General features: G+C 34.7%; 25 protein-coding genes. 13 read left to right on the top strand and 12 right to left on the bottom strand.

The window, feature by feature from the left end:
* Positions 1-6 precede the first annotated feature (6 nt).
* From gldD to mutY, 4 genes are read right to left on the bottom strand one after another with little or no spacing between them, the layout of a single operon-like run.
* Positions 7-567: a gliding motility lipoprotein GldD gene (gene gldD, locus SJY30_RS15760; protein WP_396633086.1), complete on the bottom strand. Its 561-nt coding sequence runs from the start codon at positions 565-567 to the stop codon at positions 7-9.
* Positions 557-1,885 carry a gliding motility-associated protein GldE gene (locus SJY30_RS15755; protein WP_396633085.1) on the bottom strand — a complete coding sequence of 443 codons (1,329 nt, stop codon included), beginning with the start codon at positions 1,883-1,885 and terminating at the stop codon, positions 557-559. The genes gldD and SJY30_RS15755 overlap by 11 nt, the downstream gene beginning before the upstream one ends.
* Before the next feature lie 21 nt (positions 1,886-1,906).
* On the bottom strand, positions 1,907-2,377 hold the full coding sequence (locus tag SJY30_RS15750) for a single-stranded DNA-binding protein (RefSeq protein WP_396633084.1): 471 nt from the start codon (positions 2,375-2,377) through the stop codon (positions 1,907-1,909).
* 27 nt (positions 2,378-2,404) lie between these two features.
* Positions 2,405-3,454, bottom strand: a complete 1,050-nt coding sequence (gene mutY, locus SJY30_RS15745; RefSeq protein WP_396633083.1) for an A/G-specific adenine glycosylase — start codon at positions 3,452-3,454, stop codon at positions 2,405-2,407.
* A 127-nt stretch (positions 3,455-3,581) separates the two neighbouring features.
* On the opposite strand from mutY, the gene SJY30_RS15740 reads away from it, so the two are divergent.
* Together SJY30_RS15740 and SJY30_RS15735 are read left to right on the top strand one after the other, a co-directional pair.
* Entirely contained in the window at positions 3,582-3,872 is a 291-nt protein-coding gene (locus SJY30_RS15740) for an HU family DNA-binding protein (RefSeq protein WP_027065813.1), read from the top strand.
* A gap of 258 nt (positions 3,873-4,130) precedes the next feature.
* Positions 4,131-5,678 (top strand): Rne/Rng family ribonuclease, encoded by a 1,548-nt coding sequence (locus SJY30_RS15735; protein ID WP_396633082.1) that lies wholly within the window; start codon positions 4,131-4,133, stop codon positions 5,676-5,678.
* 44 nt (positions 5,679-5,722) lie between these two features.
* Here SJY30_RS15735 and SJY30_RS15730 read toward each other — a convergent pair whose 3' ends face one another.
* Positions 5,723-7,207 (bottom strand): PLP-dependent aminotransferase family protein, encoded by a 1,485-nt coding sequence (locus SJY30_RS15730; RefSeq protein WP_396633081.1) that lies wholly within the window; start codon positions 7,205-7,207, stop codon positions 5,723-5,725.
* Positions 7,208-7,293: 86 nt separating this feature from the next.
* Between SJY30_RS15730 and SJY30_RS15725 the strand changes: the two genes are divergently transcribed.
* The 4 genes from SJY30_RS15725 to SJY30_RS15710 all read left to right on the top strand — a co-directional run bounded on the left by SJY30_RS15725 (position 7,294) and on the right by SJY30_RS15710 (position 9,428).
* Positions 7,294-7,956 carry a pyridoxamine 5'-phosphate oxidase family protein gene (locus SJY30_RS15725; RefSeq protein WP_396633080.1) on the top strand — a complete coding sequence of 221 codons (663 nt, stop codon included), beginning with the start codon at positions 7,294-7,296 and terminating at the stop codon, positions 7,954-7,956.
* A gap of 46 nt (positions 7,957-8,002) precedes the next feature.
* Positions 8,003-8,635 carry a LysE family translocator gene (locus SJY30_RS15720; RefSeq protein ID WP_396633079.1) on the top strand — a complete coding sequence of 211 codons (633 nt, stop codon included), beginning with the start codon at positions 8,003-8,005 and terminating at the stop codon, positions 8,633-8,635.
* Between the two features lie 4 nt (positions 8,636-8,639).
* Positions 8,640-8,825, top strand: coding sequence for a DUF1272 domain-containing protein (locus SJY30_RS15715; protein ID WP_396633078.1), 186 nt, complete (start codon positions 8,640-8,642; stop codon positions 8,823-8,825).
* A gap of 129 nt (positions 8,826-8,954) precedes the next feature.
* Positions 8,955-9,428, top strand: a complete 474-nt coding sequence (locus SJY30_RS15710) for a regulatory protein RecX (protein ID WP_396633077.1) — start codon at positions 8,955-8,957, stop codon at positions 9,426-9,428.
* Here SJY30_RS15710 and SJY30_RS15705 read toward each other — a convergent pair.
* The 4 genes from SJY30_RS15705 to bioA form a co-directional block, all read right to left on the bottom strand.
* Complete coding sequence (locus SJY30_RS15705) at positions 9,425-10,285, bottom strand: cupin-like domain-containing protein (RefSeq protein ID WP_396633076.1); 861 nt, start codon at positions 10,283-10,285, stop codon at positions 9,425-9,427. The genes SJY30_RS15710 and SJY30_RS15705 overlap by 4 nt on opposite strands.
* A 78-nt stretch (positions 10,286-10,363) precedes the next feature.
* Positions 10,364-11,458, bottom strand: a complete 1,095-nt coding sequence (bioB, locus tag SJY30_RS15700) for a biotin synthase BioB (RefSeq protein WP_396633075.1) — start codon at positions 11,456-11,458, stop codon at positions 10,364-10,366.
* A 102-nt stretch (positions 11,459-11,560) separates the two neighbouring features.
* Positions 11,561-12,772: a beta-ketoacyl synthase N-terminal-like domain-containing protein gene (locus SJY30_RS15695; protein WP_396633074.1), complete on the bottom strand. Its 1,212-nt coding sequence runs from the start codon at positions 12,770-12,772 to the stop codon at positions 11,561-11,563.
* 8 nt (positions 12,773-12,780) lie between these two features.
* Complete coding sequence (gene bioA / locus SJY30_RS15690) at positions 12,781-14,055, bottom strand: adenosylmethionine--8-amino-7-oxononanoate transaminase (protein WP_396633073.1); 1,275 nt, start codon at positions 14,053-14,055, stop codon at positions 12,781-12,783.
* A 108-nt stretch (positions 14,056-14,163) separates the two neighbouring features.
* Here bioA and SJY30_RS15685 point away from each other — a divergent pair, with 108 nt between their 5' ends.
* A complete protein-coding gene (locus tag SJY30_RS15685) occupies positions 14,164-15,600 on the top strand; it encodes an ArnT family glycosyltransferase (RefSeq protein ID WP_396633072.1) in 1,437 nt (478 codons plus the stop codon).
* Here SJY30_RS15685 and bioD read toward each other — a convergent pair.
* Genes bioD through SJY30_RS15670 form a run of 3 tightly spaced genes read right to left on the bottom strand, consistent with a single transcriptional unit; the run spans position 15,595 to position 17,767 of the window.
* Positions 15,595-16,212, bottom strand: coding sequence for a dethiobiotin synthase (bioD, locus tag SJY30_RS15680; RefSeq protein ID WP_396633071.1), 618 nt, complete (start codon positions 16,210-16,212; stop codon positions 15,595-15,597). The genes SJY30_RS15685 and bioD overlap by 6 nt on opposite strands.
* A 1-nt stretch (position 16,213) precedes the next feature.
* The gene (locus tag SJY30_RS15675; protein WP_396633070.1) at positions 16,214-16,603 is read right to left on the bottom strand and encodes a DUF2007 domain-containing protein; all 390 of its coding nucleotides are present in this window, start codon (positions 16,601-16,603) and stop codon (positions 16,214-16,216) included.
* Positions 16,604-16,609: 6 nt separating this feature from the next.
* Entirely contained in the window at positions 16,610-17,767 is a 1,158-nt protein-coding gene (locus SJY30_RS15670; protein ID WP_396633069.1) for an aminotransferase class I/II-fold pyridoxal phosphate-dependent enzyme, read from the bottom strand.
* Between the two features lie 305 nt (positions 17,768-18,072).
* On the opposite strand from SJY30_RS15670, the gene SJY30_RS15665 reads away from it, so the two are divergent.
* From SJY30_RS15665 to SJY30_RS15640, 6 genes are all read left to right on the top strand, one after another.
* Positions 18,073-20,727, top strand: coding sequence for a PAS domain S-box protein (locus tag SJY30_RS15665; protein WP_396633068.1), 2,655 nt, complete (start codon positions 18,073-18,075; stop codon positions 20,725-20,727).
* Positions 20,724-21,134, top strand: coding sequence for a two-component system response regulator (locus SJY30_RS15660; RefSeq protein WP_396633067.1), 411 nt, complete (start codon positions 20,724-20,726; stop codon positions 21,132-21,134). The genes SJY30_RS15665 and SJY30_RS15660 overlap by 4 nt, the downstream gene beginning before the upstream one ends.
* Before the next feature lie 74 nt (positions 21,135-21,208).
* Positions 21,209-23,008, top strand: coding sequence for a M61 family metallopeptidase (locus tag SJY30_RS15655; RefSeq protein ID WP_396633066.1), 1,800 nt, complete (start codon positions 21,209-21,211; stop codon positions 23,006-23,008).
* Positions 23,009-23,542 carry a GNAT family N-acetyltransferase gene (locus SJY30_RS15650; RefSeq protein WP_396633065.1) on the top strand — a complete coding sequence of 178 codons (534 nt, stop codon included), beginning with the start codon at positions 23,009-23,011 and terminating at the stop codon, positions 23,540-23,542.
* Between the two features lie 202 nt (positions 23,543-23,744).
* Positions 23,745-24,452: a hypothetical protein gene (locus SJY30_RS15645; protein WP_396633064.1), complete on the top strand. Its 708-nt coding sequence runs from the start codon at positions 23,745-23,747 to the stop codon at positions 24,450-24,452.
* Positions 24,453-24,863: 411 nt separating this feature from the next.
* The gene (locus tag SJY30_RS15640) at positions 24,864-25,397 is read left to right on the top strand and encodes a DUF3575 domain-containing protein (protein WP_396633063.1); all 534 of its coding nucleotides are present in this window, start codon (positions 24,864-24,866) and stop codon (positions 25,395-25,397) included.
* The last annotated feature ends 436 nt before the right edge of the window (positions 25,398-25,833 follow it).

The raw sequence follows: 25,833 nt of genomic DNA, 5'->3' as shown, positions 1-25,833 counted from the left end.
GCGTAATTATTTTTTCCACCTTAAGGTTTCAATAATTCCTCTTATATCATTTTGAAGATATGATGCTGCAGGTAAGATAGAGTCGTAATTAGGTTTCGTATAAAAATAAACGGAACCTGTTAGAAAATGCTCTGTACTATCGGTTACAAAAAATTGCGATTGAGATGCAGCGTTGCCTTGTACCTCAAACAAGGCGCCATAGATTTTCTCATCTGGATTTACATATGGTTGCTCTACGATGTTATCCGCCTTTACCGCATGCTCATAACTAAGTCTTTTAGAATCATTGATCAACTGAGACAAATTACCATTAATCTTTTTATAGCTTAAAAAAATAGCGCCTTTCATCTCTGGATAAGAGATAGTATAGGCTTGATCTCCATTTGGCTCTGCATTTGCCAGTTGATTGTATTTAAATCTAAAGTTCTCGGTTTCTAAATCCGCTAATTTTCCCTGCGGATACTCTAATCGCATTTTAGCTTTTGGTTTGGGTAGTACTTGCTCATCTTTACAGCTGATGATCAAAAGAAATACTACTAAAAACGTAACGAACGACTTACTCTTCATGTGGTAAGGTAACTTTTATTTGTTTCAATCTTTTTTTGTCCATCGCTTCAACCACAAAGGTATAGGACTCGAACATTATTTTTTCTCCACGTCTTGGAAAACTACCTGCTTTTTCCAAGACAAAGCCTGCCAAGGTTTCAGATTCCCCTTTATTCTCTTCAAAGAAATCATTATCCTCTAACTTAATAACTCTATAAAAATCTTTTAGAGGTGTTTTACCTTCAAAGACATAATTAAAATCATCCAACTTAGAGAATATTAAATCTTCATCATCAAATTCATCACTAATATCACCAACGATTTCTTCAATAATATCTTCTAATGAAACTAACCCAGAAGTACCACCGTATTCATCTACAACTATAGCCAGGTGGTTTTTCTTCTCTTGAAATTCACCTAATAAATCATCTAGTTTTTTATTTTCGGGAACAAAATAAGGCTCTCTTATTAAGGTCATCCAATTAAAGGTCTTTCGGTCCAAATAAGGCAATAAATCCTTTACATACAGAACTCCTTTTACGGTATCTATATTCTCACCAAAAACCGGAATTCTTGAATATCCATGTTTTTTGATTTCCCCAAGTACTTCAGGAAATTTCATCTGTTCATTAAGCGCAAAAATATCTATACGAGGTCTCATTACCTGTTTGGTATCAGTATTACCAAAGGTTACAATACCCTCTAGAATCTTTTTCTCCTCTTTTGTAGTATCGCCTTGAGATGTCAGGTCCAATGCCTGAGACAATTGATCTACACTTAAACTAGATTTCTGCTTACCAAGCTTATTATACAAAAACAGAGTGCCTGATCGCATGGGCAAACTCAATGGAGCAAAAATAAAATCTAACACTCTCAATGGGTATGCCATAAAATGCGCAAAGCTCATTCTATTTCTATTGGCATAAACCTTGGGTAATATTTCACCGAACATTAAAATCAGAAAAGTAGCAACAACAACTTCTAATAAAAAGCGTACGGAAACTATACCAAATAATACCTGGTTGACATTTTCAAAAAGGGTATCCCCGATAATGCTAAACAGCAATACTACTCCAATATTAATAGCATTATTTGCGATTAATATGGTTGCCAGCAACTTTTTAGGTCGTTCAAGAAGTTTTATTAAAATGGAACCCTTAGCAGATTTTTCATCTTGTAGTTCTTTTATTTCGGTCGTAGATAAGCCGAACATGGCTACTTCAGCACCAGAAATAAGTGCAGAGCAAATAAGCAGTACACATAGTACAACTATATTCATTGCAAAAACACCGTTTACAACCAATGTTGTCATTAATAACGGTAAGGGGTCTGGGTCCAATAGTTGTTATTTAAATTATATTTAGAACGGTAAATCATCATCCTCTTCTGGACTTGCGGGTGCAGGAGCAGATGCTTTAGACGGTGCTTTAGTTTCTGTACTTGCCGGTTTCTGAGCAGCAGGAGCTGAACCACCATTATTCTGCATACCTTCTTTCTTGGTAGTCAAAAAAGTAAATTCTTGCACATGTACCTCAGTTGAATATCTGGTATTACCATCCTCACCCTGCCATTGACGATTTTTCAATCTGCCCTCTACATAAACCTTATCGCCTTTACTTAAATATTTTTCACAAATTTCAGCAGCTTTATTTCTAACCACCACATTGTGCCAATCTGTATTTGTAACACGTTCACCAGTAGATTTATTGGTATATGTCTCATTAGTAGCTATTGGAAACCTACCAATACTGCCGCCGCCTTCAAAATAATGCATTTTAACTTCATCACCTAAATGCCCAATCAACATTACCTTATTCAATGTACCGCTCATAACTTAAAGATATAAAATTCAAAAGTACTAAAATTTAAATGCTTTGATAAAATCTGCAATTAAAACCGGTACCGGAAAATCGGTTATTTTTTCAACCGGAATCACGTCATCGAAATTGTCATTCGTATAGACCAACCAAAACTTTGTATGTAAATGTTGATGCGATAACTTATGTACTACAGCATTCTCATTGAAACTTAGAATTTCATTAGCATCTATATCATTTAACGCTTCTTTATACCTTATAGTAATATCATCTATTTTCAATACATCTTTTGATTCTAATAAAGGAAACTGCCATAAGTTTTGCCAGATGCCTTTGCCCGTTCTTTGATTTAGTCTTGTAAATTGATTCCCATCCGCATCCTTATATATAGGTATAAGATAATTGAAGTACCTATTTCGCACTTTGGTTGTCTTCAACTTGACCGGCAAGGCATCTACCAAGCCTTTTTCTAAGGCAACACAACTATCATTTAAAGGACAAAGTAAACATAAAGGCTTTTTAGGAGAGCATTGTATTGCCCCAAACTCCATAATACCTTGATTATAATCTCGAATATTAGCAGGATCCATTACTTTTTGGGCCAAACTTTTAAAATATTTGACACCACTAGTACTATTAATAGGTGTATCTATACCGTAATATCTAGCAAGCACTCTATATACATTTCCATCAACTACAGCTTGTGGTTCATTAAAACAAATAGATGAAATGGCGCTTGCGGTATAGTCGCCCACCCCTGTTAGTGTTAAAAGTTTCTTATAGTTATCAGGAAACTTACCTTCATACTCCTCTACTACCATTTTTGCAGCGGCATGAAGGTTTCTAGCTCTTGAATAATACCCTAGTCCTTGCCAAAGTTTTAAAACTTGTTCTTCATTTGCCTTGGCAAGATCATGAACAGTAGGAAAATTTTCTACAAAACTCAAGTAATACGGGGTTCCCTGAGCCACACGTGTTTGTTGCAATATAATTTCCGATAGCCATATTTTGTACGGATCAGAGGTCTCGCGCCATGGTAAACTGCGCTTATTTTGATGATACCAATCTAAAATTTTACCCGAAAATGACATGCTCTTTCATACTAAGTTATAAAAGTAGCAGTTTATACACTTAAAATTAACCCATTAGAAAGAAAGATTGAATTTAATTTATATATTTGCAACCCGAAAAAACATACAGAAAATCTAATATTGAAAGATGACGAAAGCGGAAATTGTATCGAAGATCTCAGATAAGCTGGGAATTGAAAAAGGAGATGTACAGGCAACTGTTGAATCTTTTATGGAAGAGGTAAAAACATCATTAGAAAGTGGCGATAATGTTTACCTAAGAGGTTTTGGTAGTTTTATCATTAAAACTAGAGCCGAAAAAACCGGTAGAAACATTTCCAAAAACACAACTATTAAAATACCCGCTCACAACATTCCAGCATTTAAACCTGCAAAGGTTTTTGTAGAAGGAGTTAAGAGCAACGTACACGTAAAATAATTAACTTAAAAAAAGAACTTTATGCCAAGCGGTAAAAAAAGAAAGAGACATAAGGTAGCTACACACAAGCGCAAGAAGCGTAGAAGAGCTAACCGACACAAGAAAAAGTAGTTTTATAACTACTTTTTCTTTTTAAAATACGTTCATTGACATAGAGATCCAAAATTTGGATTTCGGCAGATACATTTGTATTTGTCTATGGTATTGTTTAATCAGTTCGTTGCCTATATTTTAGGTGAACGACAAAAAAATATTCAGGTGAATAGAGAATTAATCGTAAGATCTAGTTCCCAATCTGTTGACTTTGCCTTGCTAAAGGACGGAAAACTCACTGAACTACATAAAGAGGAAAACAGTAACGACTTTTCTGTTGGCGATATATTTCTTGCCAAAATCAGAAAACCGGTTACCGGTCTAAATGCGGCGTTTGTAAACGTTGGTTATGAAAAAGATGCATTCTTGCATTACCATGACCTTGGTCCGCAATTATCTTCAATGCTTAAGTTCATTAAACAAGTGAGTACAGGAAAACTAAAGGATTACACTTTAGAAAATTTCCCGTTCGAGACCGATATTGACAAAAACGGTGTTATTACCGATGTTATAAAAGCGAACCAATCATTATTGGTTCAAATTGTAAAAGAACCTATATCTACTAAAGGACCAAGAATTAGTTCTGAGCTATCAATAGCCGGGCGTTACTTGGTAATGGTTCCTTTTTCCGATCGTGTTTCCGTATCTCAAAAGATAGGTAGCAAAGAAGAGAAAGACAGGTTAAAAAGACTCGTTAGAAGCATTAAACCTAAAGGTTTTGGTGTTATCATTAGAACAGTCGCAGAGGGACAAAAAGTCGCAGAACTTGACAAAGATCTAGAAAACTTGCTGAACAAATGGACAGCAATGTGTAAAAAATTACATCGTGCTCAAACACCATCAAAAGTATTTGTAGAACTTAATAGAGCATCTTCTATATTAAGAGATGTATTCAATGATAGTTTTACCGGAATACATGTGGATGACACCACCTTATTTAATGAAATTAAGGATTATGTGGCAGAGATCGCTCCAGAAAAAGAGAGCATCGTAAAGCACTATAACACCAACGTACCTATTTTTGAAAAGTTTGGTATTGAAAGACAAATTAAAACGTCTTTTGGCCGTACTGCAGCTATGAGCAAAGGAGCCTATTTAATTATAGAGCATACTGAAGCACTTCATGTTATAGACGTTAATAGTGGTAACAGATCAAACAAAGCTAAAAATCAAGAAGATACTGCCCTAGAGGTAAATCTTTTATCCGCTTCTGAAATTGCAAGACAACTACGTCTTCGTGATATGGGCGGAATTATAGTGGTAGATTTTATCGATATGGTAAAACCACAACATAGAAAAAGGCTTTTTGAACATCTTAGAGATGAGATGAAAGATGATCGTGCCAAACACAAAATACTACCTCCTAGTAAATTTGGTTTAATTCAGATCACCCGACAAAGGGTACGACCTGAAATGAATATTAAAACAACTGAAGAGGACCCTAATAATGCAGGGAAACAGGTGGAAGCACCTATTGTTTTAATAGATAAAATTACAGCGGACCTTGAAAAACTTCTTAAAGGCCCTAAAAAGGACAGCAGTATAACTTTAAATATACACCCCTTTATAGCAGCCTATATTACAAAAGGTTTTCCATCGATGAGAACAAAATGGTTCTTAGAGTATAAAAAATGGATTAAAATTCAACCGCGCGATGCGTATACGTATCTAGAATATCGTTTTAAAAATAAAGACGGTAAAACAATATATTAACAAAAAAGCGACTCCCAAAAGAGTCGCTTTTTTTGTGCCTATAATTAAATATCCAATGCTTTCATTGTGCTCTTTAAACGATGAACAAAAGTTTTAGCCTCTTCTCTATTATAGGCTGCAAAACCAATACGAATAGCATTATGGTTAGTTTTTGCCATATCATATCTTTGTAGCTCGAAAAATATTAGGTTTTCTTTTTTCGCGATTTCCGCAACACTTTCCCAAGAAAATCGCTTATCCAATGTCACCCAAATAGCCATGCCTCCTTTTGGTATTTCAAATGAAAAATAATCTCCTAACTCTTCTCTTAACAAGGCACAAAACTCATCTCTTCGTGTTTTATAGATTTTAAGTGTTTTTTTAATGTGCCTATCCAAACTTCCATCTTTTATGAATTCCGCAAACGTTAATTCTAACAATGCATCACCTTGACGATCAATAAACCTTCTCAGTTTTGCACATTCATCTACAAAGGTTTTAGAAGCAATTAAATATCCCACACGATATACCGGGGCAACAGTTTTACATACAGAACCTACGTAAATAACATTATTATGTATATCATGACTAGCCAAGGGCAATATAGGCGAATGATTATAATGAAAATCATAGTCGTAGTCATCTTCTATAATGGCAAAGCGATATGTCTTTGCCAAATTCAACAATTGTATCCTCCGCTCTGCAGAAAGAGTTACTGTGGTAGGATGATGGTGATGTGGCGTCGTGTATACTGCCTTTACCTTGTATTTCTCACAAAGTTTTTTGATTTCAATAGTTTGTAGACCTTCGCCATCAATTTTAACCCGTAACAATTTAGCACCACCATATTCAAAAGTAGTATCAGAAGAACTATAATTGGTCTCTCCTATAATAACATACTCATCTTTATCAAAAAGTAATTGACCTGCCAAAAACATACTCATTTGACTACCCCTTGTAATCATAATATTATCTATACTTATACGAAGCCCTCTTGTTTCGTTTAGATAACTTACCAACGTTTTTCTAAGTTCTAAATTCCCATACGTTGTGCCATAGTCCATATATAAAGGTGTACTCTTCTTTGCGCTAATACTACGATACAATGTGGCAATGGCATTTCTGGGCGCTAATCTAACATCTCCGATCCCATCATTTACATAGAGATTTTCTTTATTGAAGCTTTGCGGAAAACTTCTATCTAAATAAGATTGTTTTTTAAATGAAAATCCCGCTTCATCTTTACCTTTTAAATCTATACGATCAGCTCCTAACTTTTGCTGTTTCAACATAGGAATCTTCGAATGAACGTAGGTTCCTTTTTGCGGTATACTTTCTATCCAACCTTGCAAGATAAGTTCTTCATAACAAGTAATGACAGTTTTTCTATGCACATTAATCAATAAAGCAAGCTCTCGACTACTTGGTAATTTAGCTCCTTTGACCAGTATTCCTTTTTTAATCAAAGTGATAAACTGATTGGTAAGTTGCAGATAAACGGCTTGTTTAGAAGTTCTGTCTATACGAATACTTGTTTTATATGGAATCATAAACTGGACTATTTAAAAATATATTTCTGGATGATTTACACCATCCACAAAACTATTAATTTTGAACTGTCTTAAAAATGTTTTACATGAAAGATTACGCCATCAACGAAATTAACAAGGTAAAAAGAGGAGCTAATAGAGCTACGTACGATGTAGAAAAAATCAATACTATTCTTGATGCAGGCTTCGTTGGCTATGTAAGTTATATTTATGAAAATAAAGCAATATGCCTGCCCATGGCCTACGGTAGAGATGGTAATAAAATTTACCTGCATGGCTCTCATAAAAACAGAATGTTACTGGCTTTATTGGAAAATAAAGAAATAAGTATGACCGTAATGCATTTAGATGCACTGGTCTTGGCACGCTCTGGATTACATCACTCTGTAAATTATAGATCGACAACATTGTTCGGAACCGTACAAAAAACAACGAATCTTGTTTCGAAAGAAAAAGCCTTAAAATGTGTTGTTGATCATATGATGCCCGGTAGATGGGATGGAATAAGACCTATACACAAAAAAGAGCTCGATGGCACGCTAGTGGTCGAAATGACCATAACCACTGCCTCTGCAAAAATAAGGGATGTAGGGGTTAAAGACGAAAATGCAGATTTAAAGCTACCTATTTGGGCCGGTTTGCTCCCTTTAAAACAAGTTGCAGAATTTCCTATTAGTGACGATTTATTACCAAAGGATATTGCTGTTCCAGAACACGTACTGACCTATTATGAAAATCTCAAACAATAACCCCGTGCTTTTGACCTTTAAAAAGTACATCATATAAAATAGAACTATGATTCCTATTGACGATTTATTATTATTCGGATTAGCGGCTTTGATAATGGTGCTTTCACCAGGACCAAATATGATTTATTTAATCTCTAGGTCATTGTCGCAAGGAAAAAGAGCTGGAATCATATCCCTTTTGGGCGTAATGAGCGGATTTTTATTTCACATACTTATGGTATCTTTTGGTCTAACCGCTATATTTTTTGCAATACCATTTGCTTTCGTAATCGTTAAAATTCTTGGGGTCGGGTACTTATTATACTTAGCATATAATTCTATAAAATCTAAAAATAAATTTTTTGATGTTGATCAAAATTTGATATCTGACACGTCGCTTAAGCTATTTCGAACCGGACTTTTGACCAATATTTTAAATCCGAAAATGGCAGTATTTTATCTTTCCTTTTTTCCACAATTCATAAAACCGGAATATGGTTCTATATTAGATCAGAGTTTTCAACTTGGAATCATACAAATATTCATCAGTTTTTTAATTAATTTTTTAATTGTGATTTCTGCTGTTAAGATGGCAAGTTGGTTCTCTAACCAGCCCATTTGGCAAAGAATACAGAAATGGTTTATGGCTTCAGTATTAACTGGTCTTGCATTGAAAATGGCATTGACAAAAGCAAAATAAGAAAATGTTAGAAATAAGATTGAACTGTGAAAACTGCGATACCGAATTACAGAATGACAGCGATAAAGCAATGATCTGTTCTTTCGAATGTACTTTTTGTGAAGGTTGTGTTACTGAAGTTTTAATGAACGTATGCCCCAATTGTGGTGGCGGTTTTGAAAAAGGCCTACCAGACCAACAGAACAGTTAAAAAAGCATCCTGCAAGAAAGAATAAAATATTTAACCCAGTCATTGACAATACTTACCTAAAAAAATATTGCACTATTCATCCGAGAAAAAGATAGGCTATATTCTTTGAGAATAATAACTTTGGCATTGATGAACCATGCAAAGTCATACACTGTTCAAGAAGCTACTAAAAAAATAGAAAGCTACTGCGCCTATCAAGACCGCTGCCATAAAGAAGTAGTTTCAAAATTGAAAGACATGGGCATGATCCCATTAGCTATTGATACCATTATTGCTCAACTTATTGAAGACCGGTTCTTAAATGAAGAGCGTTTTGCAAAGAGCTTTGCTCGTGGCAAATTCAACATTAAAAAATGGGGAAAAAATAGAATTGTTAGAGAATTGAAATTCAGAAATATTTCTAAATACAATATTACTACTGCCTTAAAAGAAATTGAACCTGAAGCATACCTAACTACTTTAGATGATTTAGCCCATAAAAGATTACAGCAGATTACCGAAACCAACATTCAAAAGCGTAGAAAAAAACTAGCCGATTATTTATTATACAGAGGCTGGGAAAGTCACCTGGTTTATGAGAAATTAAAAGAACTGATTCCTTAAGCTTTTAACGTACTATTCGTTCTAGAAATAGCCTTTTCATTTTTCCAATCAATCCAATCCTGTCCTTTTAGCTTTCGCATAAGCACATCATAATAACGCATTATAAGAATATTATACGATGCTTTCGCCAAGTTTTTGGGATTACGCGCCAATCCCCTTAAACTCATTGAGAACCCCGGAGTGTTATATTTCATATAGTGCCAATAACCTTCTGGCATATATAAAACTTCTCCATGAGAGAGGGTTGTTTTAAATCCGTTTGCATTTTTCAATGCCGGCCACTTGTCATAATCAGGATTTGAGAAATCTATGCTCTCATGGGTAATTAACGAATGTGGTACCTTATATAGATTTTTCGTTTCTGACTGCGGAAACAGCACTACCTCTTTTTCACCATCGAAATGAAAGTGAAATATGTTCGCCAAATCTATATCGTAATGCATGAAAGTGTAGGAGTCACGTCCCCCAAAAAACATCATAGGCACCCCTTTTAAAAGCCTTAATCCGAAATCAGGAAACTTATAATCCTTTTGCAGTGCTGGTACTTCCTTCAAAATATTCCAAAGAAATATTCTATACTTGGTAGGCTCTTTCTTCAATAAATCCACATATGCCGACATTTTCATTTTGGCATGTGGCTCATTGAAACCATCTTTATGCTGTACAGGTCTATCATCATATAAAGGCACCGTGATATCACCAGCTATTTCCTTAACATAATCTAGATTCCACTTTTTAAAAGCAGGCCAATCTTCAATAGCCTGTTCCAATACAACAGGCTTTTGAGGTTTAAAGTAATCTTTAATAAAGTTCTCCTTGGTAATATGTTTTACCCTTGGAATATCTGTTAACTTCAATTACACTTGGTTTTTTTAGGGAAAACAAAGGTAATTAACGTTAAGAAAATAATTTCTTAAAAATGTAATAATGTAGTATTACTCAACAATTTTAGCCTTCTGCTTTGCATTTTCATTACGCTCAATTGAATGACCAGGTCTAGACCATTTTGGTTTTTCACCCAAAGATTCAATCTGAGAATCTTCTGCTTCTACAGTTTTAGGCTGTGATACCTTTGTAAACGGCTTTTGCGGATTTAGACCTAACATCTTGAACATCGCCATATCCTCATTTACATCAGGATTTGGAGTGGTCAATAATTTATCGCCTGCAAAAATAGAATTGGCACCGGCAAAGAAACACATTGCCTGCCCTTCCCTACTCATTTCCGTACGACCTGCAGATAAACGTACCTGCGTCTCTGGCATTACTATTCTTGTAGTAGCGACCATACGAATCATATCCCATATAGAAACTGGCGCTATATCTTCCATAGGCGTACCTTCTACGGCAACCAATGCATTAATTGGCACTGATTCCGGTTGAGGATTCAATGATGTCAAAGCAACTAACATACCTGCTCTATCTTCCAATGCTTCACCCATACCAATAATACCACCACTACAAACGGTTACATTACTTTTACGAACATTTTCAATAGTATCTAAACGATCTTCAAAGGCACGTGTAGAAATAACATCTTTATAATAATCTTCTGAAGTATCTAAATTGTGGTTGTAAGCGTATAAACCTGCCTCTGCTAAACGTTTTGCTTGATTCTCTGTAATCATACCTAACGTACAACAAACCTCCATATCAAGCTTGTTAATGGTACGTACCATTTCTAATACTTGATCAAATTCAGGTCCGTCTTTTACGTTTCTCCAAGCAGCACCCATACATACACGAGAACTACCTGACGCTTTTGCCCTTAAGGCCTGAGCTTTTACCTGAGAAACGGCCATAAGATCGTTACCTTCAATATCCGTATGGTAACGTGCTGCTTGCGGGCAATAGCCACAATCTTCTGGACAACCGCCTGTTTTAATAGAAAGCAATGTAGAAACTTGTACCGTATTGGGATCATGATTTTTCCTGTGTACGGTCGCTGCTTCATAAAGTAGCTCCATTAAAGGCTTGTTGTATATTTCTAGGATTTCTTCTTTTGACCAATTATGTCTTGCTTCGCTCATATAATCTTAGGTTGTTACCAGAGTTCAAAAATAACGGAATTTATATTGAAAAAATAATTGGATGTTTTTAAAATAATGACTTACCCCGTTATCTAAAGTTGATTATTCATTTTTACTTATCAAAATACTTACTGCATTGCCACCAAAACCTACAGCATTTATCAGTATTTTTTTAAGATTTCTATTCTTTGATTCCGATGCTACAAAAGGTACTGAAATCATCTTATTATGCTGCAACATTAAAATCGCCAGTTCTAGATTTAGCATTCCTGATGTTGCGAACGTATGCCCTATTTTCCACTTATTAGTGGTTAATTGGGGCATATGCTCACCAAACACTTCCTTAATGGCATTAAATTCTGATGAATCTCCTTTTATAGTACCTGGCGCATGCATTACAATAGCATCTACCTCGGCAACATCTAAATTACCCAAAGCCATCTTCATGGATTTTTGAAAGCAAACGGCGTTCGCGGAAATGGAAGTATTATGTTTTAAAATTTCGGTAGCAAACCCTACGCCTTCAATAACTGCTAGTGCATTTTCTACCACACCCGTTTCTAAACAAGCCACCGAAGCTGCTTCGCCCAAAATCATGGTATTATATTGTTTTTGCATGTTCAATGCTTGGCACGGATAACTTCGGCTACGCTCAGTTACCGCTAAGTTATCGACTACCGAAGCAGAACTAGAAGCAGGTGCTTTGGCATAAATCTTTAATGCCTTCATTTGGGCAATAGTAAAATTGGTCAACGGAGCTTCACTGGCACCTACCAAAAACTTATTTGCCATTCCGCTATTTAGCCACGCTACCCCATTCAATACCGAATGTAAGCCTGTGGAACAGGTAATGGAATGTGATATTTCTGGTCCGGTTGCTCCTAAATCATGAGATACCCATGATGATATATTACCAAGCGTAGTAGTAGGTGAACTTAATGTTGATGAAATACCGGTTTCTAAAAATTCAGCATGATATTCTTCAAACAACTTTGTAGCCCCTCTAGAAGAGCCCATGTTAATACCAAAATCGGAGGTGTTTTCCCAACCAGATTGCTTCACTGCCATTCTTGAAGCTACCATTGCGAATAGCACACTGTCATCTAATTTTTTGTATTTACTATCAGATCCCCTTAGTTCTTCTACTAGTAATCTCGCAGATGTAGATAAGGGTGCCGCCCAAGTTTCAGAACCATTTATTTCTGATAAAGAAAAGTAATGCTCTTTGTTCTTATATGATTGCCAAGCTTCTTTTAACGTACTACCTAAAGGTGACATTGAGGCTATAGCTGTTATGGATATTTTTTCTTTCAAAATTTAATCTAAAATGTATTTAAAGCTTCGGTGATAGAGTCGTAAATTTTCTGAAGTTGAATATCTGTAATTACGTAGGGAGGCAAGGTATAAATAGTATTGCCCAAAGGTCTTAACAACACCCCTCTTTCTAAAAAGAAGTTATAAAGTTCGTCTCGCAAGCTACCATAACGTTCCATTTCTATTTCAAGGTCTATAGCAAGAATAGCACCCATTACCCTAACCTCTTTTACTCTCTCATGATTCTGAATTTTGCCCGCGTATAAGTTATGCGCATTTTCGATATATGTTCTTCTTTCTATAATTTCCGGTGAATTTAAAAGTTCAATTCCTACCAAAGCAGCTGCACAACCTAAAGGATGCGCGCTAAAAGTATGCGCATGAAAAAAACCTTTATGCACCTCATCACTAAGAAAACGGTCATAAATTTTCTGTGAACAACTGGTAATACTCAAAGGAAACATACCTGCCGTTAACGCCTTACTTAGACAAATAACATCGGGCTTGTTCGATAAATGATCCGAAGCAAAGTTCTTTCCTGTTTTACCAAAACCGGTCATTATTTCATCGGCAATACATAACACCTCTTGTTCTTGGCATAGACTTATTAAAGCATCCAATCCTTCTGCGGAATGAAATTTCATACCAGCAGCTCCTTGTACTAAAGGTTCAAAAACAAATGCAGCACAATCATTTTCATTTAAAATTTTAGAAAGCGTGGTTTTTACTTCTTCAATATTATCTTCTTGCGGAACAGGTATTCGAACCACTTTTAAAAGGAAATCTTCAAAGGGACCATTGTAAGACGACAGACCTGATGCGCTCATTGCCCCAAATGTATCGCCATGAAAACCATCTTCAAAAGCAATCAACGTATCTCTTTTCTCCCCATTATTATGAAAATATTGAAGCGACATTTTTATCGCAGCTTCAATAGCGGTAGAACCATTATCGTTGAAAAATAGCTTTGCTTGATTATCGGGCAAAATAGTCATTAATTTTTCAGATAATTCTATGGCCGGTTCGTGAGTTAAACCACTAAACATTACAAAATCCAACTTCTGCATTTGCTGGCTCATTGCTGAGATTATATGATCATTTGCATGACCATACATTACGGTATACCAAGATGCTATACCATCAATATATTCATTCCCTTCATCATCAAACAATAAAGCACCCTTTGCCCTTGTTATTGGTAACTGTGGTTTACCCAACTTATGCTGGGTCAATGGATGCCATAAATATTTTTTATCTCGACTAGATAGATTTTCCACTTTCATAGAATTTATAATTCTTCATTTTATCTATCTTGCAAAGATCGGGAAATAAACCGCAATAAATAGATGCCTCTAGAAAGAAACAAAAATGCCTTTTTAAATTTTTCCCAAATGAAAAATACTACTGTATTTCTCATACTTTCTTTAATCACTTTTTTCATACGTTTCCCCTTCTTCTTTAGAGATTACATTGATCGCGATGAAAGTACGTTTATACTATTAGGGCAATCTTGGGCAAATGGTTTTCTACCCTACACACAATTATGGGATTTAAAGCCACCACTGACCTTTGCATTCTTTGCCGCTATTATTACTGTATTTGGTAAAAGCTTTGTCGCCATTAGGTTTGCCGGTGTGTTATTGGTTGCCATAACCGCTTTTTACAACTATAAAATCGCTTCTACCATAATCCCAAAAAAGGGTTCTATTATTGTTGGTGTATTTTGTATTGTTCTTTTAAGCCTTTTTGGCAGCCTGCAAGGTGTAATGTCAGAACATATTTGTATTGCGCTTTTTGTGCCCGCCATTTATCTTTTGCAAACTAAAAAGTCTCTCGGTTATATTTTCTTTGCCGGACTATTAATGGGCGCAACGGTTATGGTAAAATTGAACATGGCTTTCCCTATTCTATTCATTGGTATATTCTTGACATATGAGGCTATTTTTAAGAAAACCAACATATCCTTTCTTCATGTTTTACTTTTTGCAACAGGGGTAATTACCGTAATTGTAGGGACTATTTTACCATACTATATAACCAATCAAACTTATATCTGGTGGGAGTCTGTAGTATTGGCACCATTAGAATATACCGGAGCAAGAAGATATTCTATTTTTAAACTTGCACCTATTTTCGTCATTACAGGAATTTTTCTTGTCTATGCCTTTAAAAGCAAAAAACTTGATTTTAAAAATAGAACCATACAACTGCTATTAGTTGCCCTTATCGGGGTATTATTCTCTTTTGCAAAAGGAGGAAGAATCAACGGTCATTACCTTATTCAATTGCACCCCATGTTGCTTATTCTGGTTGCGATAGTTAGTTACAACTTAATAATACAGTACAAACCTAAATTACCGGTTTATGCCGCTTTTATTGCATTATTAATACCCGCCGAAAGTTATCTGGAATATGCGAACGTCTTGAAAAATAAATTTGAAAAGGGCACATTTTTCAATGGAGAAGGCTTTGCTGCACCACAGTATATTTTAGAACATAATTTAGATACCGAAAACATTATATTCTTTGAGTACCACATTGGCTATTGGAATTTAGACACTTTACCACCTACAACCGCCTCTACACACCCAAGTAATATATGTAGAAATGAACTATTTACTTTTTACGGTAACCCCAGAAAAAATTCTGTTGAAGAAATTAATTATATCATGCATGAATTACGCCCCCAAACAGTGGTTATACGTAAGGGCAAGCGAATTTTCGACAAAAAAGAAATTGAAGAAAATGAATATATAGACGCATATTTAGCTAAACATTATAAGGTAATTGCCACGGTAGAAAATGCCGAAATTTTACAACGATTATAATGTTCTTAAAACACCTTCAAATTTATCAGCGTATTTTTTGATTACCTCTTTGGTAAATTCCTTTTCTTCATCTATCCTACCTATTAAAGATACTCCTGTTTTATGTAGAATTATATTTTCTGTATGTGGGTTGGCCTCACCACTAAATAGTACGGAAACCTCATAGCCTTTTTGTAACAACCAATTTATGGTCAATAGAGAATGATTAATACTACCCAAATAATTTCTAGAAACCACCACTACCTTGTAATCTGGCATAATGATATCGAACATCGTATCTTCTTCATTTAAAGGAACTAAAAGACCACCTGAACCTTCTATAACCAAATCATTAGTTGTTTCTGGCTCATTAATATGAAATCTATCAATTCTAACACCCTCTATCTCTGCCGCTGCATGCGGACTCATTGGTAATTTTAAGTTATAACTGCTTTCGTGAAATTTAGTCTGATCATTAGATATTAGTCTTTTCACCTTATCGGAATCGGTATTATCCAAATCACCGGCTTGTACCGGTTTCCAATAATCCGCCTTTAAAGCTTCGGTAAAAATTGCAGATGCAATAGTTTTTCCTACTTCTGTTGAAATTCCTGATACAAATATCTTTTGCATATTATTCATTATTTGAATTAGTGATCATACCACAATTTAGGCACTTATATTTTCTTTTTTCAAAAAAAGGAAAAAGTTTATAAAATAGACCTGTACTGTTATAATAAGGTTCAGATTTTTGAGCCTTACAATTCGGACAAATAATCGGTTTTCCATTATTATCAACGGCATAAGCCCTTATTTCATCATATATCTTAATTGCCCTCTCTTTGTCTTTTGAATAGACCTGTAGCTTTACACCACCAATGGCATTACTGATAAGTGGGTCAGAATTTAATGTATTTTCATCTCTAAGAAATACCGGTATACCCTCAGACTCTAACTTGCCTTTTACAATCTGTACATCAGCAACATATTCAAAAGTTGCCAGTTGATAAAATTTATCTTCCATATATGTTTAAATAAAACTAGATAGTAATTTTACCAACAATCCTATTTCTTCTTTAGAATTGAAACTATGCAAACATATTCTTAATCGCTCTTGACCTTCTGGTACCGTTGGTGAAAGAATTGCTTTGATATTAAAGCCCTTATCAATTAATTTTTTAGCCACTAACTTTGCTTGTTTTGAACCCGAAATTATACAACCTTGTATTGCAGTTTCGCTAGGTATAAATAGCTGTTCTATTTTATGGGCCTTTAATTGCTTTTTGAAAAAATCTATATGCTCTTTTAGTAATTTATTCGGTTCTTTTCCTAAATCACCCATTTGTTCATGAGCCGTAATTATAGTAGCTAAGGTATGCGGCGTTAATGCTGTGGTATAAATAAATGATTTCGCAAAGTTTACTAAATAATCTCTTAAATCTATAGAACCCAGAACTGCTGCCCCATGACTACCATAGGCTTTACCAAAAGTAACTGTTCTTGCGAAAACATCTTTTTCTAGCTTTAATTCAGGTATTAATCCTTCTCCGTTTTTTCCTAATACACCAACAGCATGTGCTTCATCGACTATTAAATTATAATCGTTGGACTTTGCATATTTTGCAAAGGCTTTTAAATCGGGCGTATCTCCATCCATAGAGAAAACACTTTCTGTAACAATATAAACAGCACTATCTTTTTGTTCGTTTCTGGCCGTATTTAAATCTACTTTGTCTTTTAAGCTTGATAAATCATTATGCAGAAAACTATAAGCTTTTGCATGGCTCATTCGTATACCTTCTCGTATACTGGCGTGAACATATTCATCATAAAACACTAAATCCCCTCTTTGGGGCAAAGCACTAAACAGCCCCATATTAGCATCATAACCAGAATTGAATACCAATGCCGCCTCAGATTTATAAAAATTAGCCAACAAGGGCTCTAATTTGTTGTACAATTTATGATTGCCAGAAAGCAACCTAGATCCTCCTGATCCATTTGATGCTACACTTTCTGTAAGTAATAATTGAAATGTCTTAGAAAACAAGGCTTCGTTTGATGCAAATCCTAAGTAGTCGTTAGAAACAAAGTCAATTAAACCTTCTTTAGACTCAAGTGAACGAAAGATTTCCTCTTTTTTACGCGCCGCTATAACGCGTTGTAATTTTTTGGGCAGTTGGATCATATCACAAAAATAGCCTTTCTTTGAAATGAACGCGGGATAATTAACAATTTCCTAAAATTTTAGCTAAACCACTGAAGATATTTCTGATGTTCAGACAATTATCTACCCAAAATACTAAAATATCGAATATAAACCTGATTACCAATTAGTTACACCATAATAAAAATGATCAAAAAACATAAAAAGAATATACTATTTGTAAATAATTTATAAAGTTATTTGTTATTTTTGACTCTTTTTTTTGGAGAAATTTCCTACTTTGATATTAAAGTATTAGATTAAGTATATCTTTTGGTCAATATAAAATGAAAGGCGGTAATATTATAGATACAAATAGGTTGGAAACTTTGATGTCATTTGATGTCATGGATACCGACCCTGAAGCCATATATGATGAAATTACATCGTTAGCGGCTTCTATTTGCGATACACCTACTAGCCTTATTTCTTTAATTGATGATAAAAAACAGTTTTTTAAATCTCACCACGGAATAGATTATAACGAAACACCTTTAAGTGAGTCTTTCTGTAAATATATTATTGAAGATGATCTAGACTTGTTTATAGTTGAAAACGCTCAAAACGATAACCGTTTTGCACATTTTTCAGTAGTAAAAAATGATCCCGGTATAAAGTTTTATGCCGGTGCTTCATTGACCTCTCCCAATGGTAACCGTTTGGGTTCGCTATGTGTGCTTGACAATAAAGTTAGGGAACTAGACGACACACAAATAAAAGGTCTAAAAACCTTGGCTAAACAAGTGGTTCATTTATTTGAATTACGAAAAGCCAAAAAATTAGAATTAGAGCAAAAAATAGATTTAGAGAGAAAAGGCAAACTACTAGATAATATTGTTTCTGCAACGGGTATTGGAATATGGGAACGCGACCTTGCAAATGATAGCCTTATCCTCAATGAACAAGGTCTTGAAATTTTTAGTTTAGATAAAGATTCTTTAAAAGATTTTAAAACTGACCACTGGTTTAGTCGTATTCACAAAGATGATCTGCCGTTAGTCAAGAAAAAAATGCATGATTGTTTAACTTACCCATCTGTAAGTTGTAATGTGCAATATAGATTTCTACAGAAAGACGGTAGTTATAAATGGATTTACGAAGAAGGCAAAGTGCTTAAATGGAGCCCTAAAAAAGAACCTTTGTTAATGTATGGTACCATACAAGATGTTACCGAAAAGAAAAGTTTTTCTACCGAACTTCAAAGAATCAAAAACAATCAAGATGCAATGATCAACAGCACCAGAGATCTTATGTGGTCTATTGATCTAGATTTCAACTTGATTACCGCTAACACCGCCTTTCACGATTTAGTTGAAAAAATTCAAGGAACCCCTTTCAAAGAAGGTGATCCCGTTTTTTCTGACGAAGTACCCTTACAAGTAACAAAAAAATGGAAATCTTACTATCAAAGAGCTCTGGACAACGGTAGGTTTTCAGTAAAGCAAAAAATTCAAAACCCAAAAAAGTTTTGGACCACCTATGGCCTAACCTCTTTTGACCTTATGTATAATAAAGAAGGGGAAACCATTGGCATTACCTGTTTTCTAAAAGATATCACTTCTGAAGTTTTATCCCAACAAGTATTGATCAACGCTAAAGAAGAGATGCAAAAAATAATGGATACTTCTTTAGATATAATTTGCACCATCGATGAAGACGGGTACTTTCTAACTGTAAACCAAGCCAGTAAAGAAATATGGGGCTATAGCCCTAAAGAAATTATAGGCACCAACTATATGGATCTGGTGTATGAAGAGGATAAGATAGTAACCGAAAAATCTGCCTCCTCTGTATCATCTGGAGAAAAAATAGTCAATTTCGAAAACAGGTATATACATAAAGACGGACATGTGGTACCAATGCTCTGGTCATCTAATTGGGACGAAAAAGAAGGGGTTTTTTATTGTATTGCCAGAGATAATACCGAAAAGAAAAAATCTGATCTCAAATTAGAAAACAGTGAACGCAGATTTAAAACATTGGTTCAAGAGAGTAGCGATATTATTTCCATTTTAGACATAGAGGGTAATTTTAAATATGTAAGTCCTAGTTCAACAAAGGTCATTCATATGAGCCCAGAAGAGTTTATGGGCAAGAATGCCTTTGATTTCATACACCCCGATGACCTAGACCGAGTAAAAGCTAAATTTGATTTGATAGCCAGTCATGTTTCGGTTATTATAGAATCTTTTAGATTTAGGAACAAGTTTGGCGAATGGCGATGGTTTATAGCCAATGTATCAAACCAATTAGAAGAACCTTCAATTCAAGGTGTCGTTATTACGTCTAGAGACATTCACGAAACCAGAAACGCAAAAGAGCAATTGATACAAAGTGAGCGTCGTTATAAAACGCTAGTTCAAGAAGGCAGTGATATGATCTGTATTGTAGACGAAAAAGCGAATTTTTCTTATGCTAGCCCAACTACGTCTAAGATTCTGAATATTACTCCAGAAGAGTTCGTTGGCACCAATGCCTTTGTACACGTACACAAAGATGATTATGATATGGTATACGAAGAGTTCATAAAAGTTCTCAAAATACCACAGGTAAACATAAAACCATTTCGTTTTAGACATGGATCAGGCCACTGGATATGGTTAGAAACCATTATTACGAATAAATTAGAAGAACCCACTATTAACGGTATAGTAGTAAATGCCAAAGACGTTACTATTAAGGTTCAGCATTTAAAAGCAATTGAAGAACAGAATGCGCAATTGAGAAAAATTGCTTGGACCCAATCGCACATCGTCAGAGCCCCTGTTGCAAGACTAATGGGATTGGTAGATTTGCTAAGAGATGATAATGAAAAATTAAAAGCTGAAGAAAGAGAACAAATTCTTAACTTTATAGTAAATTCTGCAGATGAAATTGACCATGTAATAAAAGATATAGTTGAAAATACCATTAATGCCATTGATATAGACGATATTATATGAACTACGAAATATTGCTGATTGAAGATGATCCCATTTTTACTTTTTTATTAGAAAAAGGTATTAAGCACGCAGATTTAAAAGGGGATACTATAAGTTTTCTTAACGGAAAGCTTGCTATAGAATATTTGAACAAAGAATATTCAGACCAAAAAAACTATATTATATTTCTTGACCTTAACATGCCGGTCATGAACGGTTGGGAATTTATGGATGAGCTTGAATCGTTGGCCTCTACAGATAATTGTATGGTATTTGTACTCACCTCATCTGCATATAGGGATGATATTGAAAAACTAAAGAAAAAACCCTTAGTAGCAGATTTTGTTACCAAACCTATTACCGAATATTTATTGAAGGGTATCAAAGAAAATATAGAAGGTAATTTTGAACAAAACCAAACGACATAGCCAACATTGTACCAAATAAAATATTGAAGGCACATACCTAAATTAGCTTCATTATCTTAGCTAAAAATCTAAGTATGCGCTATCTCTTTATTCTTTTATTCTGCGGATTACAATCTGTTCAACTATTCGCCCAGACTAATTCTTACACTATTTCTTTTGAGAATGCCCAACATCATGAGGCAAATATCTCAGCTACATTCATAAAAGTATCATCAGATACTTTATCCCTGAGAATGAGCAGAACATCGCCTGGCAGGTATGCACTACATGAATTTGCTAAAAACGTTTATAACTTTAAAGCTATAGACAGTAAAGGTAACAACCTGAAGGTCACAAGAACCAACCCGTACGAATGGAACGTTTTTGGACATGACGGTACCGTTAAAATCTCTTATACCCTTTTTGCCAATAGAGGTGATGGCACCTATTCGCAAATAGACGAAACCCATGCACATTTAAATATACCGGCTACATTTATGTACGCCCCTTCTCTAAAAGACAGAAAAATAGAAGTAGATTTTAAAACCAGAGATGACCTTAAGTGGAAGGTGGCCACGCAATTACCTCAAGTAAAAGACAATACCTACAGCGCTCCAAATCTATATTATTTTATGGATAGCCCAACAGAACTGAGCAACCACAAGGTTCGCGAATTCACTGTAGACGATCAAATCATAAAATTAGCTTTGCATGACCCTGGTACCGAAGAAGAGGCTGATAAATATTTTGAGAAAGTAAAAAAAGTTGTTCTGGCTGAAAAAGAGGTTTTTGGTGAACTACCTACATTCGATTACGGGTCATATACCTTTTTAGCCTGCTATATACCAAATGCTTCTGGTGATGGTATGGAGCATAGAAATTCTACCATTTTAACTAGCACTAGAACTTTGGCAAATGGCGACATGGATGGTAATATTGGCACCGTTTCTCATGAGTTTTTTCATAGTTGGAACGTTGAACGTATACGACCAAAATCTTTAGAACCCTTTAATTTTGAAGAAGCTAACATGAGCGGTGAGCTTTGGTTTGCAGAAGGTTTTACCAGCTACTACACCAATCTGATACTTTGCAGAGCAGGATTAATTACACCTAAAAAATATGTAGAGGGATTAACAGGTACTTTCAATTATGTCTGGAATTCACCCGCAAGGCAGTTTTTCAACCCAATTGAAATGAGCTACCAGGCTCCATTTGTAGATGCCGCAACCTCTGTAGACCCGGTAAATAGAGAGAACACATTTATTTCTTATTATTCTTATGGTAGTGTTCTAGGTTTAGCCCTAGACCTTTCTTTAAGAGAGAAAGGTTTGAATCTAGATGATTTTATGAAACTGGTGTGGACTACCTACGGGAGATCTGAAAATTCATATACCATTGAAAACTTGAATAAAACTTTAAACACCTACGCTGGCGAAGATTTTGGTAATAACTTCTTTAATAGCTTCATCTACAAAAGCGAAATGCCAAGCTATACCGAACTATTTAAAACTGTTGGGGTAAGTTTATCTCAAAACAAAGAGGCTGCTTATTTTGGCGCTGCTGTATCTATAACAGACGATTTAAACGGTAAAATTAGAAGCAATACCAAAACTGGGAGTCCCGCTTATATTGCCGGACTAAATAAAGGCGATATCATTACCGCTATTAATGGAGATAAATTCCCCAACGGCATTCAGTTCAACAAGTTCATAGAAAATGAATTTAAGCCAAATGACAATCTTTCAATAAGCTTTTTACGGGATGGATCCGAAAGGAAAACCGAAGTCACCTTGACCGCTGACCCTAACTACACTATTAGCTTGATTGAGAAAAATGAGGAAGCTCCTTCAAAAAAAGTATTAAAAGCCCGCAAAGCTTGGTTAAAAATTGAGTAAATGAATTTGATATATACCACCGCCACAACAAATGAAGAATTGATACAGATTCTTTCTTTACAGCAGATGAATTTAAAATCAGCTGTTTCTAGCGATGAAATGGAAAAAGAAGGTTTTGTTACCGTACACCACACTTTAGATGTACTTACTAGAATGAATAATGCTTGTCCGCATATTATTGCGAAAGATGGAGATAACGTAGTCGGTTACGCCCTTTCAATGACCGATGACTTTAAAGATGAAATCTCTGTTTTAAGACCTATGTTTACCGAATTAGATAACGTAAATATTCAAAATTTTATTACTATGGGGCAAATCTGTGTTGCTAAGACCCATAGAAAAATGGGGATTTTCCGCGGACTTTATAATGCTATGAAAATTGCTTCTTACCCAAAATACGATGCAATTATCACTGAAGTTGACGCAACTAACTCCCGTTCTCTTGGGGCACATTACGCCGTAGGATTTGAGAAAATTTGTACTTACAGTTCTTTAGGGCAAGATTGGGAATTGATTTCTTTGAAGACTGGTTGATTAAAACAAATTAAGTCTATGACTTATGATGTATGATGTATGATGTAAATTAATAACTTAAGGCATTGTTAGATCAATCTGTAAAAGGTTATACCAATTAAAATGATTGTTTGGAGTACATACATTTAAATGGCTTATCTCTACAAGAAAAATCACAAATGTTAATTAATGTAGTAAACAGCATATTACAGAATTACTAAAAATGAAATATTATCAAATAGAAAGGGGATCAGTTTATTGGCAACTGTACTGTAGCCAAGAAGAAACTGCACGTTTACAATTAGATGTCCATTTATTAAGAAATAGAGAAAGATGGGAAAACCCTAAACCTATTCAATTGTATGTAGACACTAATGTTCCTGACCATGAACAGTTAGACTTTAATGATCCCATATTACGTAATACCATGTTATGGTCTAGCGGTGGCGGAAGTCGAAAATGGCATAAAGCTGCTTTTACACCATTCATTACAGGAATGTGTATTAGTGATGAATTATATAAAATATTTAAAAATTTCAATTTAACTAACGAACAGTTTTTAGAATTAGAGATTAAGAACTACCAAAAACAAACAACACATAAATATTGGTTATTCTATCCAATAGTTAATTACAGATTTATAGAAATTAAAAAATCTGAATTTAAAAAAATTGGAATCAAAGACAAATCAGATGTAGAAATTGTAGCGTATAATGATTTGGAAGAATATTTTGATAAATCAGAGCCATATATGATGACTCATGAATTCAAACCGCATATTTGGTGCGTAAATGAACCTTTTGATTTTTTATTTGACCGTTATAATTACAATGTATCCGAACGATTAAGAAACGCCATAGAAGAAGCTGGCATGTCAGATGTTTTCTTTTATGATTTGGATTATGAGGTTATCGTTAAAAAAGAAAATTGAAGTTTAAAACCCCTGCCTGCACAAATAGAAAAATATAGGCATAACAATCCTGAACACATTACGCCTTAGGATTTCAGAAAATTTACACTTACAATTCTTTATGTAAAGACTGGGAATTGATTGCGTTAAAAACCATACAGCTCTTAATTTTTTTAATAAAATAAAAAAGCTATATCCCTTAATAGATAATACTTCCTGATTTTAAATATTTATAAGCAATCGACTTGTATCGTTACAATGTTTAATAAACAATCTAACCATACATCAATACAACTTATCTACTTGTTTAGTATTAATAAACTTACAAAATAATGAAGTACACAACTACTTTTAACGTTTTTACAACTATGTAAGTCATACTTTTCAACTTAAAACTACATTAGCCCTAAATACAACCAAATATTTATAATTATGAAAAAAGTATGCTTACTAGTTACAATTGCCTTATTCAGTTTTGTCGTTCAAGCACAAGAGAACGTAGTTAAAGTTAATCCATTAGGTTTACTATTCGGTTCTGCACAGTTTGGTTACGAAAAAGCCCTTAACGATAAATCTGCCATTGAAGTATCTTTAGCTTATTCAAGTATTTCAGCTACCATAGGTTCTGATAGTGATGCAAAAGCTAATGGGTTTGGAGCAGAAGGTAAATACAAATTTTACTTCTCTTCAACCAAAGATGCAGTTCGGGGCTGGTATGGAGCTCCAGTAGCAACCTACTCGAGTACAAAAGCATCCTCAGGATCAAGTGACGGGAAACTTAGTTACCTAGGAGTTGGAGGAGTTGCTGGTTACCAATGGGTTTTTGGCGGCGGAGATTCAGGCTTTGCCTTAGACCTAAATTTAGGTGCACAGTATATTTCTGCAAGCACGAGCGGAGATATCACCGGTACTTCTATTGAAGGTATTCTACCAAGGTTAGGTTTAGCACTAGGATATGCTTGGTAAACAATTAATAAAATTTTATTTAATGCGGAAACACAGCTTGCTGTTTCCGCATTTTTTTTAAAAATTTATATTAACACTCTTTACTTTACGAAGCGTATTAATATATTCTTTGATTATAAATGAATTCATTCCAGTAAATTGCGAAACAAATATATCTTATCAGCCGCTAGCATTTTTTTTCATCTTATATACTTACACTTAAATTAACAAAAAATAAGCTTACCCCCTCATCTTTAAGTTTTCAAATGGTACATGATTTCATAATTTAGCTTCTAACTATATTACAGTAGAACGATTAAGAAACGCCATAGAAGAAGCCGGCATGACAGATGTTACCTTTTATGATTTGGATTATGAGGTTATCTTTAAAAAAGAAAATTGAAATTTAAAACTCTTGCCTACTATAGCAGAAAAAAAACATTAACTTAATAATCCG

The organism is Maribacter sp. R86514 (assembly GCF_044597005.1).
In the GTDB taxonomy this organism is placed as follows: domain Bacteria; phylum Bacteroidota; class Bacteroidia; order Flavobacteriales; family Flavobacteriaceae; genus Maribacter.
The sequence above is the reverse complement of the archived record's forward strand: the minus strand, read 5'-3'. Positions and strand labels throughout refer to the sequence as shown.